Here is a 15,597-nt window from a genome sequence, read left to right as displayed (position 1 = left end):
GAGCAGTAGCGATGGCCAAGGAACTGCGCTTCGGCGCGGACGCGCGTTCCCTCCTCCTCAGCGGCGTCGACAAGCTGGCGGAGGCGGTCAAGTCGACGCTGGGCCCGAAGGGGCGCAACGTCATCCTGGAGAAGATCACCGGTTCCCCGGTCGTCACCAACGACGGCGTGACCATCGCACGGGAGATCCACCTCAAGGACCAGTTCGAGAACATGGGTGCGCAGCTCGTCAAGGAAGCCGCGATCAAGACCAACGACATCGTGGGTGACGGCACGACGACGGCGACCGTGCTCGCGCAGGCGATCGTCCACGAGGGAATGCGGGCGATCGACGGCGGGGCGAACCCCGTACTCGTGAAGCGGGGTGTGGATCTGGCCGTGGAGAAGCTCGTCGAGCGCCTGCGGGCGGTGAGCCGGCCGGTGTCCACACAGGAGGAGCTGTCGCGGGTCGCGGCCATCTCGGCCAACGACGACGACGCGGTCGGCTCGGTCATCGCTGCCGCGCTGCACACCGTCGGCGACGCCGGCATCGTCACCGTGGAGGAGTCGCCGCGGCACGGCATGTCGGTGGAGTTCGTCGAGGGCTTCGAGTTCGACAACGGCTACCTGTCGCCCTACATGGTCACGAACCCGGCGAGCCTCGAAGCGATCGTCAACGACCCCTATATCCTGCTTTGCAGTGAAAAGATCACCAAGGTCCAGCAGCTGATGCCGATCCTCGACAAGATCATGCGGGCCCCACGCCCGCTGGTCATCGTCGCGGAGAATGTCGAGGGCACGGCACTGTCGATGCTGGCGCACAACCACGTCAACGGGGTCTTCCAGTGCGTGGCGGTGCGGGCGCCCGGGTTCGGCGACCGGCGGCTGCACAAGCTAGAGGACATCGCCGCGATCACCGGCGGCGCGGTCTACAGCCGGCACTCCGGCTTCACGCTGGAGACGATGACGATCGACCAGCTCGGCCGGGCGTCCCAGGTGCGGGTCAACGCCGAGCGCACGGCGATCATCGACGGCGGCGGCGACGCCGAGTCGGTCGACTTCCGGGTGACCCAGCTGCGAGCCGAGCTGGAGCGGGCCACCTTCGGCGCCGACGAGGACGTGCTGACCGAGCGGATCGGCGCGCTGTCCGGCAAGGTCGCCGTGATCAAGGTCGGCGCGCCGACCAACGCCGAGCTCAAGGAGCTCCAGCACCGGGTCGAGGACGCGCTGTCCGCGACCCGCGCCGCGATGGCCGAGGGGATCGTCCCCGGCGGCGGCGCCGCCCTGCTGCACGCCGAGGACGCGCTCGACGGCCTCGACGTCAAGGACGACAAGGCGACCGGCGTCGAGATCGTGCGCCGGGCGTTGACCGAGCCGGCGTTCCTGATCGCCGCCAACGCCGGCTACTCCGGCCAGGAGGTCGTCGACCGCATCACGAAGCTCGGTCCGGGCGAGGGCTTCGACGCGCTCGAAGGCAGGTTCGGCGACATGATCGAGATGGGCATCGTCGACCCGCTGCGGGTGGCCCGGTCGGCGCTGCAGAACGGCGCCTCGGTCGCCGGGCTGCTGCTGACCACCAACACGCTGGTCGCCGAGGAGCAGACGCCGTGGGGCGGCAGCGCGGCGCTGATGACCGAGTTCGGTCCATTGGACGAGGGCCTCAAGCAGCCCTCGCCCGACTCGAGCACACCGCAGTCGCTCGGCCTCGGCCCGTCGGTCGGGTAGCGCAGCCGTGGGACCGGTCAAGGGCGACGGCGTGGCAGTGCCCGCCGTCGCCCCGGTCGCCTCTGCGGCCGACACCGAGTCCGCGCTGCGCCAACTGCGGTCGCGGGGGCGGATGCGCGGAGCGGTGGCGCTGTTCGGGCCGGCGTTCGTGGCGGCCGTCGCGTACATCGACCCGGGGAACTTCGCGACGAACTTCACCGCCGGTGCCAAGTTCGGCTACACGCTCGTCTGGGTCATCGTCGTCGCGAACCTGATGGCGATGCTCGTGCAGTACCTCTCCGCGAAGGCCGGCGTGGCCACCGGCCGCGACCTGCCGGAGCTGTGCCGCGAGCACCTGCCCAAGCCGGTGTCCCGCGGCCTGTGGGTGCAGGCCGAGATCATCGCCATGGCCACCGACCTGGCCGAGTTCGTCGGCGCCGCCGTCGGTCTCTATCTGCTGTTCGGCGTGCCGCTGTTCGCGGCCGGCATCATCACGGCGATCGTCGCGTTCGCCATCCTGGCCCTGGAGCAGCGCGGCTACCGCCGCTTCGAGCTCGCGATCATCGCGCTGCTCGGGATCGTCTTCCTCGGCTTCCTGTACGACCTGCTGGTCGTCGGCGCCTCCCCGTCCGGCTTCGCCTCGGGCCTGGTGCCACACCTCGCCGGCGGCGAGAGCCTGCTGCTGGTCTGCGGCATCATCGGCGCGACCGTCATGCCGCACGTGGTCTACCTGCACTCGGCGCTGACCAAGTCCCGGGTCGCCTGCCGCGACGATGCCGAGCGCCGGGAACTGCTGCGCTTCCAGCGCCTGGACGTGGTGGTGGGCCTCGGCGCGGCCGGCCTGATCAACCTGTCGATGCTGGTGATCGCCGCGCAGCTGTTCAACGGCGGCGGGCGCTCCGACATCGACTCGATCGAGGCGGCCCACGCCGGCCTCGGGTCCATGGTGGGCGGTGGTGCCGCGCTGGCGTTCGCGGTGGCGCTGCTGGCGTCCGGGCTGTCGTCGTCGAGCGTCGGCACGTACGCCGGTCAGGTCGTGATGCAGGGTTTCATCCGCCGGCAGATCCCGCTGTTCCTGCGCCGCGCGGTGACGATGGCGCCCGCCCTGGTCGTCCTCGGGCTGGGCCTGCCGGCGACGGACAGCCTGGTGATCTCGCAGGTCGTGCTCTCGTTCGGCATCCCGTTCGCGCTGGTGCCGTTGCTGCTGCTGACCCGGCGCCGGGACATCATGGGCACCTTCGTCAACGGCCGCCTGACCAACATCGCCGCGGGTACGATCGCGGGCCTGATCATCGCCCTGAACGTGTTCCTGCTGTACGACACGTTCTTCGGCTAGAGCGCCGCCATCACCATCATGACCAGCCCAGCGAGGGTGACGCCCGCGCTGGTGACCAGGAACGCCGGGTTGTGCGCGCTCCACCAGCGGATCCGGGCCTGGACGCAGCCGGGGACCTCGTCGATGCGGACGACCCGGAGGGCAAACAGGTTGAGGGCACCGGTGAGGAGACCGAGCGCCCCGAACCCGGCCACCGTCTCGGCCACCTGCGCGAACGTCGTCGGCTGCATATCCGCATCCCACCGCCTGTCAGCGGCACCATCTGTCTCATCGTGAGACACACCGGCGGGTTTGTCGATGACCAGGATGGGAAGTCGACTTTTGATTCGTGTGGAGGTGCATGATGACGAAGATCCTGATCATTACCGGAGACGCGGCCGAGGATCTCGAGGTGATGTACCCCTACCAGCGCCTGCTGGAGGAGGGCTACGAGGTCACGTTGGCCGCGCCGACGGCGAAGAAGCTCCAGTTCGTGGTCCACGACTTCGTCGAGGGTTTCGACACGTACACGGAGAAGCCGGGTCACTCGTGGCCGGCCGACGCGGCGTTCGCGGACGTCGACCCGGCGGGTTACGCGGCCCTGGTGGTCCCCGGCGGCCGGGCACCGGAATACATCCGCACCGACGAGGACTGCCTGCGCCTCGTGCGGCACTTCGCCGAGGCCGGCAAGCCGATCGCGGCGCTGTGCCACGGCCCGCTGGTGCTGGCCGCCGCCGGCGTGCTGAGCGGCCGTTCGACGAGCGCCTACCCGGCCTGCGCGCCGGACGTCCGAGCCGCGGGCGGCACCTGGGTGGACAGCGAGGCCCACATCGACGGCTCTCTCGTCTCGGGCCGGGCGTGGCCGGACCACCCGGCCTGGATGCGCGAGTTCCTCAAGGTCCTCCGGGTGGCCGCGCCGGCCTGATCCCGACCGTGGCGGCGGTCACACGGCCGTCCTGTAACGCGGGCCGCGGCCCGCCCGTCCAGTTCCCGTATCGAGCAGGGTCCGACCGGCACGGTCGGACGGCACGAGGAGGAACGATGCGGGTATTGGTCGCGGGAGCAACCGGCGTGATCGGGAGCCGGCTGGTGCCGCTGCTGAGCGCGGTGGGGCACGAGGTGGTGGCGCTCGCCAGGTCCGCCGGGGCGGCGGCGGGCACCGGAGTCCAGGTGGTCGAGGCGGACGCGCTGGACCCCGTCGCGGTGCGCCGCGTGCTGCGGGCCGCCGCGCCGGACGCGGTGGTGAACATGCTGACCGCGATCCCGGCCGCGCCGAACCCGCGGCGGCTGGCCAAAGACTTCGCCCTGACCAACCGGCTGCGCGTCGAGGGCACGCGCAACCTCGTCGAGGCCGCGGGCGGTGCGCGGATCATCAGCCAGGGACTGGCGTACGCGTACCAGCCGGCGCCCGGACCGGCCAACGAGGACGACCCACTGTGGATGGACGGGACGCCGAGGCAGTTCGCCCCTGTGCTCGCGGCCCTCGTGGAGTTGGAGCGGCTGACGACCGCGGCGGGTGGGTTGGTGCTGCGGTTCGGGCACCTCTACGGCCCCGGGACGGCGTACGCCGCGGACGGGTCGTTCGCCCGCCAGGTCCGCGCGGGAAAGGTGCCGCTGGTGGGTGGCGGCCATGCGGTGTTCTCGTTCACCCACACCGGTGACGCGGCGAGCGCGGTGGTCGCCGCACTTGATCATGATACGGTCGGCGGCGTGCTCAACGTGGTCGACGACAACCCCGCTGAGCTGCGGAAATGGCTGCCCACATACGCGCGGACGCTGGGCGCCCCGGCGCCGAAGCCGGCACCGGCCGCGTTGGCCCGGCTGGCCGTCGGCGGGTGGGGAGTCGCCTTCATGAACGAGCTGCGCGGCGCCGGCAACGCCCGGGCCCGGCTGCAACTGAACTGGCGACCCCGGTACGCCTCGTGGACCGACGGTTTCGGCGGCACCGCGGAGCAGGCGGCCTGAGGTGGACGACCTGGAGGCCGAGTTCGAGCAGCTGCGGCCACGGCTGCTCGGGCTCGCCTACCGGCTGCTCGGCAGCATGTGGGACGCCGAGGACGTGGTGCAGGACGCGTACCTGCGCTGGACGCGCGCGGACCGGTCGGAGGTCCGCGAACCCCGCGCCTTCCTGGTGACGGTCGTGTCCCGCCTCGCCCTCGACCAGCTGCGTTCGGCGCGGGTGACCAGGGAGGCCTATCCGGGGCCGTGGCTGCCCGAGCCGGTCGCCGCGGACGCCTTCGGCCCGGCCGACTCGGCGGAACTGCGTGACACCCTGTCGTACGCGACCCTGCACCTGATGGAACGGCTCTCGCCGCCGGAGCGGGCGGTCTTCGTGCTCCGCGAGGCGTTCGACCTGCCGTACGACGAGATCGCCCGGATCCTCGGCAGTCCGCCCGGCACCTGCCGGCAGCAGCACCGCCGTGCGGCGCGGCGCCTGGCCGACGGCCGGGACGCCCGGTTCGCGCCGTCGGCGACCGCACACCGCGCGCTGCTCGGCCGCTTCCTGGCGGCCGCCCGCAGCGGCGACCTGGCCGCGCTGACCGACCTGCTGAGCGAGGACGTGGTCGCCTACAACGACGGCGGCGGCAAGGTCCGCGCCGCGCTGCGCCCGGTCACCGGCCGACCCGACGTGCTGGCCTTCGTGGCCGGTCTGCTGTCCCGCTACCCGATGGAGCAGGCGACCCTGGTCGAGGCCAACGGCGGCGCCGCCATCTGGTCGGTGATCGGCGGCCAGCGCCAACTGGTCGCGTTCGACATCCGCGCGGACCGCATCCACGCCATCTACGGCGTCCTCAACCCCGACAAGCTCACCCGCTTCACCACTGGAGACCGTCGAGGTTGACGACGATCGCCTCCTGGGTCGTGCGGGCGATCACCACCACGGCCTCCGTGTCCGGGTCCGGGTTCTCCTCGCGGTGCGGCACGTGCGGCGGCACGAAGACGTAGTCGCCGGGCCCGGTTTCGACACGGGTCTCCACCGGCTCGTCGCCCTCCAGGTCGAGGAACACGAACACCGGCGTGCCCGACAGGACGAAGATGGCGGTCTCCGAGTCGCCGTGGTGGTGGTTGCCGGAGTTCGTCAACGCCGGCACGTGGGTCTGGCCCATCCACAGGTGCGCGGCCCCGACGGTCTTGCCGCTGATCGCCTCCCGCCGGCGCATCCCGGTGGTTTGCGACGTCTGGTCGACCAGGCCGGCCGGTGCGACGCGGTGGAGGCGGCGGTGGAACGGGTCGATGCCGGCGGGCACCAACACGCCGCTGGGCGTACGGACGACGGACATCAGGCGGCTCCCAACAGCGGTGTGGCGGCGAGCAGGCGGGTCACGGAGGCGGCGGTGGTGTCCGCGAGCCGGGCGGGCAGGCCCCGCCGGCGCGACAGCGACAGCACCAGTGGTCGCGCGGCCGGCAGGTCGTCGCGGGCGACCAGCCCTTCGGGGCACTGTCCCAGCGTAGCCATCAGGGCGATGCCGAGGCCGGCCCGGACGGCCGCCTGCACGCCGGCCAGGTGTGGTGCCTCGGCGCCGACCTCGGCCGCGACGCCGCCGGCCGCGAGCGTTTCCAGCGCGCGGGTGCGCAGCGCGCAGGGCGCGTCGAAGGCCGCGATCGGGACGGGCTGGTCGCGGGCGGGCCGGCGCCAGCCCGGTGCGGCGTACCAGGTGAGGGTGAGCTGGCCGACCGCCTGTGCCTCGGGTTCGTCGGCCGGGCCGATCAGCAGCGCCAGGTCGAGCGAGCCCTCGGCCAGCCGGGACCGCAGTTGGGCGCCGCGGTCGATCCGGAAGCGGATCCGGTAGTCGGCGAACGTGCCGGTCAGCTCGGACGCGAGGTCCGGCAGCAGTTGGTCGGCGGCGTGCTCCGTCGACCCGATGACCAGCGTCGGATCGGCCTCCACGCCCAGGGCCCGCAACGCCTCGTCGTGCGCGCGCAGGATCCGCCGGGCGTGGCCGAGCAGCGCCTCGCCCTCGGGGGTGAAGCGGGAGCCGCGGCCGTGCCGCTCGACCAGCGCGCGGCCGAGCGTCTCCTCGAGGCGGCGCACGTGTTGGCTCACGGCGCCCTGGGTGAGGTGCAGCGACGCCGCCGCACGCTGGAAGCCGCCGCGGTCCGCGACGGCCACGAAGCTGCGTAGCGGAATGATGCCGAGGTTCCCGCGCATGCCTACCAGTTTACTAGGAATTCGATTAGCAGGGGTAATGGATCCACATCACAATCCGTCGTTGGACACCGCTCGTCGCGTCAACCCATACTCAGCTGCATGAGCCGGCGACCCGCAGTGCTGCTGACCAGTCGCCGCTGGCTCGACTACGGTCGAAGCGCGGCGGCCCTCTGTTGCTGACCCGGAGCTGGCACCGCCGCTAGCTCCGCCGCCCGCCCCGCATCCAGCTCGCTTCCGTCGCGACCCCGACGGCGTACCCGCGCGCCCTGCCGCGGTTCCGCCGCGTCGTCGCGCGCCTCCACGCACCCTCGAAGAGGACACAATGACTCGCAGACAGCTCAAGCTCGGCGCCGTGCTCCTTGGAGTCGGCGGCCCCGGCCAGCATCGCACCTGGCTCGATCCCGAGATTCCCGGCGACGCCAGCGTCGACATCCGCTGGTACGTCGCCCGCGCACAGCAGGCCGAAGCCGCCAAGTTCGACCACGTCTTCATCGTCGACAGCCAGTTCATCACCCCGGACTCGCCGCACCACTACCTCAACCGGCTCGAACCGCTCACGCTGCTGTCCGCGGTGGCGGTGCACACGACCCACATCGGGCTGGTCGGCACGCTGACCACCTCCTACAACGACCCGTTCAACGTCGCGCGCCGGTTGGCCTCGCTCGACGTGATCAGCGGCGGGCGGGCCGGCTGGAACGTCGTCGCCACCGGGGACGGCGGCACGGCGGGCAACTACGGGCGCGCCGAGCACTACGACTACGCCACCCGGTACGGCCGCGCCCTCGAACACGTCCGCGTGGTGCAAGGGCTCTGGGACTCGTACGAGGACGACGCGTTCCCCCGCGACAAGGAGCGTGGGGTGTTCTTCGACCCGTCGCGCCAGCACGCGCTGAACCACGTCGGCGAGCACTTCTCGGTGGTCGGGCCGCTCAACATCCAGCGGTCGCCGCAGGGTCAGCCGGTCATCTTCCAGGCCGGCGACTCAGACGAGGGCCGCGACCTCGGTGCCGGCATCGCCGATGCCATCTTCACCCACGCCCAGACGATCGAGCAGGGTCAGGCGTTCGCCCGCGACATCCGCGCCCGGGCCGCCGCCAAGGGACGCGACCCCGACAACGTCCTGATCGTCCCCGGCATCAGCCTGGTCCTCGCCGACACCGACGCGCAGGCCCGCGAGAAGGAGCGCGCGCTGCTGGGCGGCAAGGACTTCGACCGCGCGCTCAGGGAGCTCGGGCGGCCGTTCGGCTGGCACGACTTCACGCAGTACGACCTCGACGCGCCGTTCCCCGAACTCGGCGATCTCGGCGACCGCAGCTTCCGCACCCAGGCCGACCGGATCAAGAAGCTGGCCGCGGACAACGGTTTCACGCTGCGCCAGGTCGTGCGGCACCAGTTGGACTCGCGCCGGTCGCCGTTCGTGGGCTCGCCGCTCACGGTCGCCGACGAGATCCAGCGCTGGTGGGAGGCGGGTGCCTTCGACGGCGTCAACGTCACCGTCAACGCGCCGAGCGAGTTCGCCCGCTTCACCGAGGGCGTCCTGCCGATCCTGCGCGAGCGCGGCGTCGTCCGCAGCGAATACGAGGCCACCACCTTGCGCGGCAACCTCGGCCTGCCGGTACCGGCGAACGTGCACGCGGCCGCCCGCCTCCTGACCTCGGGGACGGTCTGACGATGACGCTCAGACGATGGGTCGCCGCCTTCGCCGCGCTCACCCTGGGACTGTCCGGTTGCGCCGGTGACGGCGGGAGCGGTGGCGCGGCCGGCGAGTCCACCCTGCGCTGGGCGGTGACGCTGCCCGCGCACTGGGACCCGGTGGTCAGCGGCAGCGGCGCCCAGTTCCGCATCCTGTCCCTGGCGTACGCCTCGCTCACCGAGATCGACGAGAACGGCAAGGCCGTGCCCGGCCTCGCGCAGAGCTGGGACTACAACGACAAGGGCGACGCGGTCACCTTCCACCTGCGACCGGGCCTGACGTTCAGCGACGGCGAGCCGTTGAACGCGGCCGCGGTCAAGGCCTACCTCGAGCGGGCGAAGACCCAGCAGAACTCGGCGCTGTTCGGCGACCTCACCTCGATCAAGTCCGTGACGGCGCAGGGCGACGTCGACGTGGTGATCGCGCTGAGCCAGGTCGACTACCAGATTCCGCTGCTGCTGGGGGAGCGGGTCGCGCAGATCACGAGCCCGAAGGCGGCGCTCGACCCGGCGAAGCTCGACCAGTCGCCGGTCGGTGCCGGGCCGTTCGTGGTCACCGAGAACGTGCCGGGCTCGCACGTCTACCTCAAGGAGAACCCCGACTACTGGGACGCGGCCAACATCCATGTCGACCGGGTGGAGCTGCTGCCGGCACCCGACGCCGCGACCATCGTCTCCGGGCTCAGGACCGGCGTGTACGACTTCGCGAACCTCGCCGCCGCGCAGATCAAGACGGCCGAGGCGGCGGGGCTCGACGTCGTCTACCAGCCGGGGTTCAACGCGTCGAACATCAGCATCAACGTCAACAAGGAACCGTTCACCAACCCGAAGGTCGTCGACGCGGTCCGGTACGCGACGAACCGGCAGGAGTACGTCGACAAGATCACCTTCGGCAAGGGCAAGGCGACCGATCAGCCGTTCCCGCCGGGCTACATCGCCTACGACGAAGAGTCCGCCAACCGGTACCCGTTCGACCCGGAGAAGGCCAGGCAACTGCTGGCGGAGGCGGGCTACGCGCCGGGCCAGATCAAGGTCGACCTGGTCATCCAGGGTGCCCTCTATGCGACCGCGTCCGAGATCGTGCAGTCCCAGCTCAAGGCCGTCGGCATCGACGTGACCATCAAGGTCGACCCAAACTGGGAGAAGCCGTTCTTCGCCAAGGACCTCACCCTTTCCGTGTACGGGACGACCGGCCGCGAGTCGCCGGTGCAGACGCTGACCGCCCACTTCGGACCCGACGGGCCGCTCAACCTGAGCACGCCGTACCAGCCGGCCGGCTTCGAGGCCGCCGTCGCCGCCGCCCGCGGCACGCCGCTGGACTCGCCCGACTACGCCGCCAAGCTGCAGGCGGCGACCCGGGCGGGGCTGGAGAGCAGGGCGTTGGTGTTCACGTACTCCCAGCCGAACATCTTCGTGAAGACCGCGAAGGTCTCCGACCTCACGCCGATCCCCGGCCAGATCCACTGGACCGGGCTGCGGGTCCAGCCGTGACCAGGTTCCTGCGGGCCACGGCACGCGTACTCGGCCGATCTGTGGCGATCTTCGTGCCGGTGTTCCTGGTGGCGACGTTCGTGACGTTCGCGCTGCGCGCGCTCAGCGGGCTCAGCCCGGCCAACCTCCAACTCGGCGAGTCGGCCACCCCGGAGGCCGTCGCGGCGATCGAGCACCAGTGGGGACTGGATCGGCCGTTCCTGACGCAGTACGCCGACTGGTTCGGCGACCTGCTCCGCGGCGACCTCGGCACGAGTTGGCACAACGGCGCCGAGATCTCCCGGCTGCTCGCCGAGGGCGCCGTGATCAGCCTTTCGGTGGCCGGGTTGGCCCTGCTCATCGGCGTGGTCTTCGGGTTCGGCTTCGGCGTCCTCGCGGCACTGCGCCGCACCACCTGGGTCGACCGGGCCGTCACCGGCGTCATGACGTTCATCTCGGTGATGCCGTCCTTCGTGGTCGGCATCGCACTGGTGGGCGTGCTCGCGGTGGGCCTGGGCTGGTTCCCCTCCGCCGGTTATGCGCCGGCGGAGCGGGGGTTCGGGGTGTGGCTGGCGCACATCACGCTGCCGGCGATCGCGCTGAGCTTCGACACCGTCTCCGACGTCGCCCGGCAGCTGCGGGCCGGGCTGGTGGCGGCGTACCGGGAGAACTACGTGACCGGCGCCGTGGTGCGCGGCCTCGGTCCACATCGGATCTTCTTCCGGCACGTGCTGCGCAACGGGATCGGGCCGTCCCTGGCGGTGCTCGGGCTGAAGTTCCCGAACCTGCTCGGCGGCGCCGTGGTCACCGAGGCCATCTTCGGGATGCCGGGGTTCGGCCAGTTCGCCGCCGGCTCCGCGCAACGCGGGGACGTGCCGGCCGTGCAGGGCGTCCTCGTCGTCTCGGTCGTCCTCGTCGTGGTGTTCAACCTGCTGGTCAACCTGATCCTGGCGCGGGTGGCGCCGGCGTCGGCGCGGGGGGTGTGACATGCTCCGCCGGATCGCCCGGCTGACCACGGGCCGCATCGCACTCGGCATCCTCGCGACCGTCGGGCTGCTGGCGGTGTTCGGGCCGGTGCTCGCGCCGTACGACCCGCTCGAGAGCGGCGCCGACATTCTCGCGTCGCCGTCGTGGGCGCACCTGCTCGGCACCGACTATCTCGGCCGGGACGTGCTCAGCCGGCTGCTCGACGGGTCCCGGGTCAGCATCCTCGGTGCCGTCCAGGTGGCCCTGATCGCGCTGGTGGTGGGCGTGGTCCCCGGGATCCTGTCGGTCTATCTCGGCCGGCCGTTCGAGTGGCTGACGCTGCGCCTGGCCGACACCCTCGTCGCCCTGCCGTTCCTGGTGTTCGCGGTCGCCGTCACCGCGCTGCTCGGCAACGGCATCCCGCAGGCGATGTTCGTGGTCGGCATCATGGTCTCGCCGCTGTTCTACCGGGTCGCCCGGGCCGCGACGCTGTCGGTCGCCCGGTCGCAGTACGTGGAGGCGGCGATCATCGCCGGCGCGTCGGTCGGCTGGGTGATCCGCCGGCACGTCTGGGTCAAGGTGCTGCCGCCGATCGCGGTGGCGCTGGCCAACACCACCGGCGTCGGTTTCGTCGTGGTGTCCAGCCTGACGTTCCTCGGCATCGGCGTGCAGCCGCCCGCACCGACCTGGGGCGGCGTGCTCGCGGCGGACCTCGGCTACCTCAGCTTCCAGCCGTGGGCGCCGCTGGTGCCGACCGCCCTGATCATGGCCACCGTCTGGGCCTGCAACCTGCTCGCCGACGCCATCCGCGACGTCACCGGCGAGGCCGGCCGGGCACTGCTCAACACCCGCACAGTGCGCGCTGGCCTGTCCGGCGCGGGAAGGGAGGCGTGATGGCGCTGCTGTCACTGCACGACGTCCGGATCCACGACGGCGTCGGCGACCGGGACGTCGTCAAGGGTGTCTCGTTCGCGCTGGAGGCCGGCCAGGCCGTCGGCATCGTGGGGGAGTCGGGCAGCGGCAAGACGCTGACCTGCCGGGCGGTGCTGGGCATCCTGCCACCGCATTTCACGGTGTCGGGCGGGGCGATCTCGGTGGACGGCCGCGACGTGGCCGGGCTGACCGGCAGGCAGTGGACCGCGCTGCGCGGGGCGACCGTCAGCGCCGTCTTCCAGGACCCGGCGTCGTATCTCAACCCGTCGCTCAAGGTCGGCGGCCAGATCGCCGAGGTGGTGCGGGTCAAGAAGGGGCTCAGCCGGCGGGACGCCCGGCGCCGGGCGGTGGAACTGCTCGACGCGCTGCGCCTGCGCGACCCTGCGCAGGTCTACCAGCAGTATCCGCACGAGCTCTCCGGCGGGATGCTCCAGCGGGTGCTGATCGCCACCGCGATCGCCGCCGACCCCCAGGTGCTCATCGCGGACGAGGCGACCACCGCGCTCGACGTCACGGTGCAGGCGGAGATCCTCGACCTGCTCGCCGAGCTGCGCGAGAGCACCGGGCTGGCCCTCGTCGTCGTCTCGCACGACCTGGCCGTCGTCGCGCAGCTCTGCGACGAGGTGCTGGTCCTGCGCGACGGCGAGACCGTCGAGCAGGGGCCGGTCGAGCGGATCCTTTACGAACCGCGGCACGCGTACACGCGGCTGCTCATCGCCGAGCACGAGCAGTACGGGCTCGACCGGGTGCGGGAGCTGGCCCATGTCGCCTGAGCCCGTGCTGGCGGTCACCGACCTCGACGTGCACTACCGCCGCCGGCAGGGCCGGCTGCACGCCCTGCGCGGGGTCAGCCTGTCGGTCGCGCCCGGTGAGACCGTCGGCGTCATCGGCGAGACCGGCTCCGGCAAGTCGACCCTCGCCCGGGCCGTCGTCGGACTCGTCCGCCCGTCCGCCGGACGGATCACCGTCGCGGGGGCGGAGGTCACCGCGTTCCGCGCCCGGCAGTGGCGGGCGCTGCGCCGACGCGGCATCGTTCAGTACGTCTTCCAGGACCCACTGCGCAGCCTCGACCCCGACCTGACCGTCGAGGAGTCCCTCGCCGAACCACTGCTCATCCAGGGCCGGCCGCGCCGGGAGGCCGTCGAGCGGGTGCGGGCCTACCTCGCCCGGGTGCGCCTCGACGAGGAGCTGTTGTCGCGGCTGCCGGGCGAGCTGTCCGGCGGTCAACGCCAGCGGGTGACGATCGCCCGGGCCCTGGTGACGGAACCACGGGTGGTCATCCTCGACGAGCCCGTCAGCGCCCTCGACGCCGCCAACCGGGTGAAGGCGCTCGAGCTCCTCACGTCGCTGCGCGACGCCGGGACCGCGCTCGTGTTCATCTCGCACGACCTCGGCTCGGTCGCCGGGGTGGCCGACCGGATCGCCGTGCTCTACCGGGGCGAGATCGTCGAGGACGGTCCGGCCCGCGCCGTCGTCAACACGCCACGGCATGCGTACACCCGCCTGCTCGTCGGCTCCGCACCGACCCTGCGCTCCGCCCGGGCCGACCGGGCCTCGCGGCGGAGGCTGCGCGCGCTGCTCCGCACCGAGGAAGGGATCCGCCATGACGTCTGAACGCGATTTCACCGCCCCGCCGGGGCTGCGTACCCGGGGGACCGTCGTCGTGGTCGCCGGCCGGGGCGAGACGCCGGACAGCTACGCCCGGTTCGGTGCGCGGCTCGCCGCCGACGCGTACCGCGTCCGGGTGCTGTCGGCCCCGTCGAGCGAGTTCGCCGCCGCCCTGGGCGCCGCTGTCAGCGGCATCGCGGACCGGGTCGGGCCGCTGGTCCTGGTCGGCGCCGACACCGGAGCCGTCGCCCTGGGTGCGCTCGTCGCCCGCCCGCAGCGCTGGGCGCGATGGTGGCCGGACGCGGTCGTGCTGGCCGGGCTGCCGGGCCACGACACCCACCGGGTGCTCGACTGGGACGAGGAGCTCGACGCCCGCACCCACTGTCCGGTCCACCGTGGCGTGCTCACCGACGACCCGTCGGTCCGGCCGGGTGCGCTGGCCGCGGCCGTACCGGCGGATCTGCTCGACGCCGTCTACGGCAGCACCGCCGACGTGCCGCACCTGCTGCTCGTCGGCGACGCCGACCCGCTCGCCGACCGGGCCGCCCTCGGCCGTTTGGCCAAGGCGTTGCCGGCGGTGCGGCTGTCGGTCGTCCGCGGCGCCCACCACGACGTGCTCAACGACCTGTCGCACCGCTCGGTGGCCGCGCACGTGGTCATGTTCCTGGAGGCGCTGCGCGGCACGCCGCCGCTCGCCCCGATCGTCGAGACCGAGACCAGCAGCTGGTGAAGGAGACTCCGATGGTTGCATCCCTTGGTCCGGACTCGTTCCGGACGTTGCTGCGCCGCCACGCCGCGACGGTCACCGTCGTCACGGCGCCCGGCACGCCACCCGCCGGGTTCACCGCGACGTCGTTCACGTCGGTGTCCCTGCGGCCGCCGCTGGTCTCGTTCTGCCTCGACCGCGCCTCGTCGAGCTGGCCGACCCTCGCGCGGGCGTCGCACGTGGGCGTGCACCTGCTGGGCGAGGGCCAGCAGGACGTGGCCCGCACGTTCGCCACGAGCGGCATCGACCGCTTCACCGCGTACGCCGACTGGCGCCTCGGACCGTTCGGGGTGCCCCTGCTGGCGGCGCCGGTCGCCTGGCTGCTGTGCCGGGTGACCGAGCGGGTCACCGCCGGCGACCACGCGATCGTGCTGGCCGAACCGGTCGACGGCGAGCACGACGAGAGCGGCCGCCCGCTGCTCTACCACATGGGCGCCTACGGGTCGGTCGCCGCTCGGGCCGCGGCATGAGCGCGGTGGTCGCGCTGATCGGCAACCCGCGACCCGGTTCGCGCACCCGGGCCCTGGCCGACGCGGCCGTCGCCGAGCTGTCGGCCCGGGCCGGGCTCGCCCGGCCGACCGTGTTGGAGCTCGGTGAGCTCGTCGGCGTCACGTTCGGACCCGAGCCCGCGGTGGCCCGGTCACCGTTGGCCGACCCGTTCGCCGTCGTTCGCGCGGCGCGCCTGCTGTTCGTCGCGACACCGACCTACAAGGGCACGTACACCGGGCTGTTGAAGGTCTTCCTGGACCGGTTCGGCCACCACGAACTGTCCGATGTGGTCGCCGTGCCGGTCGCCGTCGCGGCGTCGGAGGCGCACCGGCTGTCGGTGGGCGCGGCCCTGCGCGATCTGCTCGCCGAGCTGGGTGCCGCCGTGCCGGCACCGCCCCTTGCCGTCCTGGAACCCCAGGCGGCGGCACCCGCCGAGGCGGCCGCGCGCTGGGTGGCCGCACACGGCGACACCGTGACGGCCGCCCTCGCCGCGGCGCCGGTCCGATCGCCTACCTGAGCCGCTCGT

17 protein-coding genes are annotated in these 15,597 nt (G+C 72.3%); 14 read left to right on the top strand and 3 right to left on the bottom strand.

Annotated features, from left to right (window positions below; all coding sequences use genetic code 11):
- Positions 1–11 precede the first annotated feature (11 nt).
- Together groL and Air01nite_RS08325 are read left to right on the top strand one after the other, a co-directional pair.
- Positions 12–1,703, top strand: coding sequence for a chaperonin GroEL (groL, locus tag Air01nite_RS08330; protein ID WP_203701376.1), 1,692 nt, complete (start codon positions 12–14; stop codon positions 1,701–1,703).
- A gap of 31 nt (positions 1,704–1,734) precedes the next feature.
- Positions 1,735–3,018 (top strand): Nramp family divalent metal transporter, encoded by a 1,284-nt coding sequence (locus Air01nite_RS08325; protein ID WP_275408187.1) that lies wholly within the window; start codon positions 1,735–1,737, stop codon positions 3,016–3,018.
- Here Air01nite_RS08325 and Air01nite_RS08320 read toward each other — a convergent pair.
- On the bottom strand, positions 3,015–3,248 hold the full coding sequence (locus Air01nite_RS08320; protein WP_203701375.1) for a hypothetical protein: 234 nt from the start codon (positions 3,246–3,248) through the stop codon (positions 3,015–3,017). The genes Air01nite_RS08325 and Air01nite_RS08320 overlap by 4 nt on opposite strands.
- 110 nt (positions 3,249–3,358) lie before the next feature.
- On the opposite strand from Air01nite_RS08320, the gene Air01nite_RS08315 reads away from it, so the two are divergent.
- The 3 genes from Air01nite_RS08315 (at position 3,359) to sigJ (ending at position 5,839) form a co-directional block, all read left to right on the top strand.
- A complete protein-coding gene (locus tag Air01nite_RS08315; protein WP_239090577.1) occupies positions 3,359–3,922 on the top strand; it encodes a DJ-1/PfpI family protein in 564 nt (187 codons plus the stop codon).
- A 116-nt stretch (positions 3,923–4,038) separates the two neighbouring features.
- Positions 4,039–4,962, top strand: a complete 924-nt coding sequence (locus tag Air01nite_RS08310; RefSeq protein ID WP_203701374.1) for an NAD-dependent epimerase/dehydratase family protein — start codon at positions 4,039–4,041, stop codon at positions 4,960–4,962.
- 1 nt (position 4,963) lies between these two features.
- Positions 4,964–5,839 carry an RNA polymerase sigma factor SigJ gene (gene sigJ, locus Air01nite_RS08305; RefSeq protein ID WP_239090576.1) on the top strand — a complete coding sequence of 292 codons (876 nt, stop codon included), beginning with the start codon at positions 4,964–4,966 and terminating at the stop codon, positions 5,837–5,839.
- Here the strand turns inward: sigJ and Air01nite_RS08300 are convergent.
- Both Air01nite_RS08300 and Air01nite_RS08295 read right to left on the bottom strand, forming a co-directional pair.
- Positions 5,814–6,278: a cupin domain-containing protein gene (locus Air01nite_RS08300; protein ID WP_203701373.1), complete on the bottom strand. Its 465-nt coding sequence runs from the start codon at positions 6,276–6,278 to the stop codon at positions 5,814–5,816. The genes sigJ and Air01nite_RS08300 overlap by 26 nt on opposite strands.
- The gene (locus Air01nite_RS08295) at positions 6,278–7,147 is read right to left on the bottom strand and encodes a LysR family transcriptional regulator (RefSeq protein ID WP_239090575.1); all 870 of its coding nucleotides are present in this window, start codon (positions 7,145–7,147) and stop codon (positions 6,278–6,280) included. The genes Air01nite_RS08300 and Air01nite_RS08295 overlap by 1 nt, the downstream gene beginning before the upstream one ends.
- Positions 7,148–7,469: 322 nt before the next feature.
- Here Air01nite_RS08295 and Air01nite_RS08290 point away from each other — a divergent pair, with 322 nt between their 5' ends.
- Genes Air01nite_RS08290 through Air01nite_RS08250 form a run of 9 tightly spaced genes read left to right on the top strand, consistent with a single transcriptional unit; the run spans position 7,470 to position 15,588 of the window.
- Positions 7,470–8,816, top strand: coding sequence for an NtaA/DmoA family FMN-dependent monooxygenase (locus tag Air01nite_RS08290; protein WP_203701372.1), 1,347 nt, complete (start codon positions 7,470–7,472; stop codon positions 8,814–8,816).
- Between the two features lie 2 nt (positions 8,817–8,818).
- Complete coding sequence (locus tag Air01nite_RS08285) at positions 8,819–10,330, top strand: ABC transporter substrate-binding protein (protein WP_203701371.1); 1,512 nt, start codon at positions 8,819–8,821, stop codon at positions 10,328–10,330.
- Positions 10,327–11,295 (top strand): ABC transporter permease, encoded by a 969-nt coding sequence (locus Air01nite_RS08280; protein ID WP_203701370.1) that lies wholly within the window; start codon positions 10,327–10,329, stop codon positions 11,293–11,295. The genes Air01nite_RS08285 and Air01nite_RS08280 overlap by 4 nt, the downstream gene beginning before the upstream one ends.
- A 1-nt stretch (position 11,296) precedes the next feature.
- Positions 11,297–12,169: an ABC transporter permease gene (locus Air01nite_RS08275; RefSeq protein WP_203701369.1), complete on the top strand. Its 873-nt coding sequence runs from the start codon at positions 11,297–11,299 to the stop codon at positions 12,167–12,169.
- Positions 12,169–12,981 (top strand): ABC transporter ATP-binding protein, encoded by an 813-nt coding sequence (locus Air01nite_RS08270; protein WP_203701368.1) that lies wholly within the window; start codon positions 12,169–12,171, stop codon positions 12,979–12,981. The genes Air01nite_RS08275 and Air01nite_RS08270 overlap by 1 nt, the downstream gene beginning before the upstream one ends.
- Positions 12,971–13,822: an ABC transporter ATP-binding protein gene (locus tag Air01nite_RS08265; RefSeq protein WP_203701367.1), complete on the top strand. Its 852-nt coding sequence runs from the start codon at positions 12,971–12,973 to the stop codon at positions 13,820–13,822. Before Air01nite_RS08270 ends, Air01nite_RS08265 begins: the two co-directional genes overlap by 11 nt.
- The gene (locus tag Air01nite_RS08260; protein WP_203701366.1) at positions 13,812–14,546 is read left to right on the top strand and encodes an alpha/beta hydrolase; all 735 of its coding nucleotides are present in this window, start codon (positions 13,812–13,814) and stop codon (positions 14,544–14,546) included. The genes Air01nite_RS08265 and Air01nite_RS08260 overlap by 11 nt, the downstream gene beginning before the upstream one ends.
- Before the next feature lie 11 nt (positions 14,547–14,557).
- Positions 14,558–15,052, top strand: a complete 495-nt coding sequence (locus Air01nite_RS08255; RefSeq protein ID WP_203701365.1) for a flavin reductase family protein — start codon at positions 14,558–14,560, stop codon at positions 15,050–15,052.
- A complete protein-coding gene (locus Air01nite_RS08250) occupies positions 15,049–15,588 on the top strand; it encodes an NAD(P)H-dependent oxidoreductase (RefSeq protein ID WP_203701364.1) in 540 nt (179 codons plus the stop codon). Before Air01nite_RS08255 ends, Air01nite_RS08250 begins: the two co-directional genes overlap by 4 nt.
- Positions 15,589–15,597: the final 9 nt, after the last annotated feature.

The sequence above is a fragment of the Asanoa iriomotensis genome, assembly GCF_016862515.1.
GTDB lineage: Bacteria > Actinomycetota > Actinomycetes > Mycobacteriales > Micromonosporaceae > Asanoa > Asanoa iriomotensis.
The sequence above is the reverse complement of the archived record's forward strand: the minus strand, read 5'-3'. Positions and strand labels throughout refer to the sequence as shown.

Excerpts from the sequence above, each read along its gene's own strand:
- Air01nite_RS08265 (WP_203701367.1), top strand. The coding sequence starts at position 12,971 with ATGTCGCCTGAGCCCGTGCTGGCGGTCACCGACCTCGACGTGCACTAC.
- Air01nite_RS08250 (WP_203701364.1), top strand. The coding sequence starts at position 15,049 with ATGAGCGCGGTGGTCGCGCTGATCGGCAACCCGCGACCCGGTTCGCGC.
- Air01nite_RS08295 (WP_239090575.1), bottom strand. The coding sequence starts at position 7,147 with ATGCGCGGGAACCTCGGCATCATTCCGCTACGCAGCTTCGTGGCCGTC.
- Air01nite_RS08315 (WP_239090577.1), top strand. The coding sequence starts at position 3,359 with ATGATGACGAAGATCCTGATCATTACCGGAGACGCGGCCGAGGATCTC.
- Air01nite_RS08255 (WP_203701365.1), top strand. The coding sequence starts at position 14,558 with ATGGTTGCATCCCTTGGTCCGGACTCGTTCCGGACGTTGCTGCGCCGC.
- Air01nite_RS08290 (WP_203701372.1), top strand. The coding sequence starts at position 7,470 with ATGACTCGCAGACAGCTCAAGCTCGGCGCCGTGCTCCTTGGAGTCGGC.
- Air01nite_RS08320 (WP_203701375.1), bottom strand. The coding sequence starts at position 3,248 with ATGCAGCCGACGACGTTCGCGCAGGTGGCCGAGACGGTGGCCGGGTTC.
- Air01nite_RS08300 (WP_203701373.1), bottom strand. The coding sequence starts at position 6,278 with ATGTCCGTCGTCCGTACGCCCAGCGGCGTGTTGGTGCCCGCCGGCATC.
- Air01nite_RS08275 (WP_203701369.1), top strand. The coding sequence starts at position 11,297 with ATGCTCCGCCGGATCGCCCGGCTGACCACGGGCCGCATCGCACTCGGC.
- Air01nite_RS08310 (WP_203701374.1), top strand. The coding sequence starts at position 4,039 with ATGCGGGTATTGGTCGCGGGAGCAACCGGCGTGATCGGGAGCCGGCTG.
- Air01nite_RS08285 (WP_203701371.1), top strand. The coding sequence starts at position 8,819 with ATGACGCTCAGACGATGGGTCGCCGCCTTCGCCGCGCTCACCCTGGGA.
- Air01nite_RS08260 (WP_203701366.1), top strand. The coding sequence starts at position 13,812 with ATGACGTCTGAACGCGATTTCACCGCCCCGCCGGGGCTGCGTACCCGG.
- groL (WP_203701376.1), top strand. The coding sequence starts at position 12 with ATGGCCAAGGAACTGCGCTTCGGCGCGGACGCGCGTTCCCTCCTCCTC.
- Air01nite_RS08270 (WP_203701368.1), top strand. The coding sequence starts at position 12,169 with ATGGCGCTGCTGTCACTGCACGACGTCCGGATCCACGACGGCGTCGGC.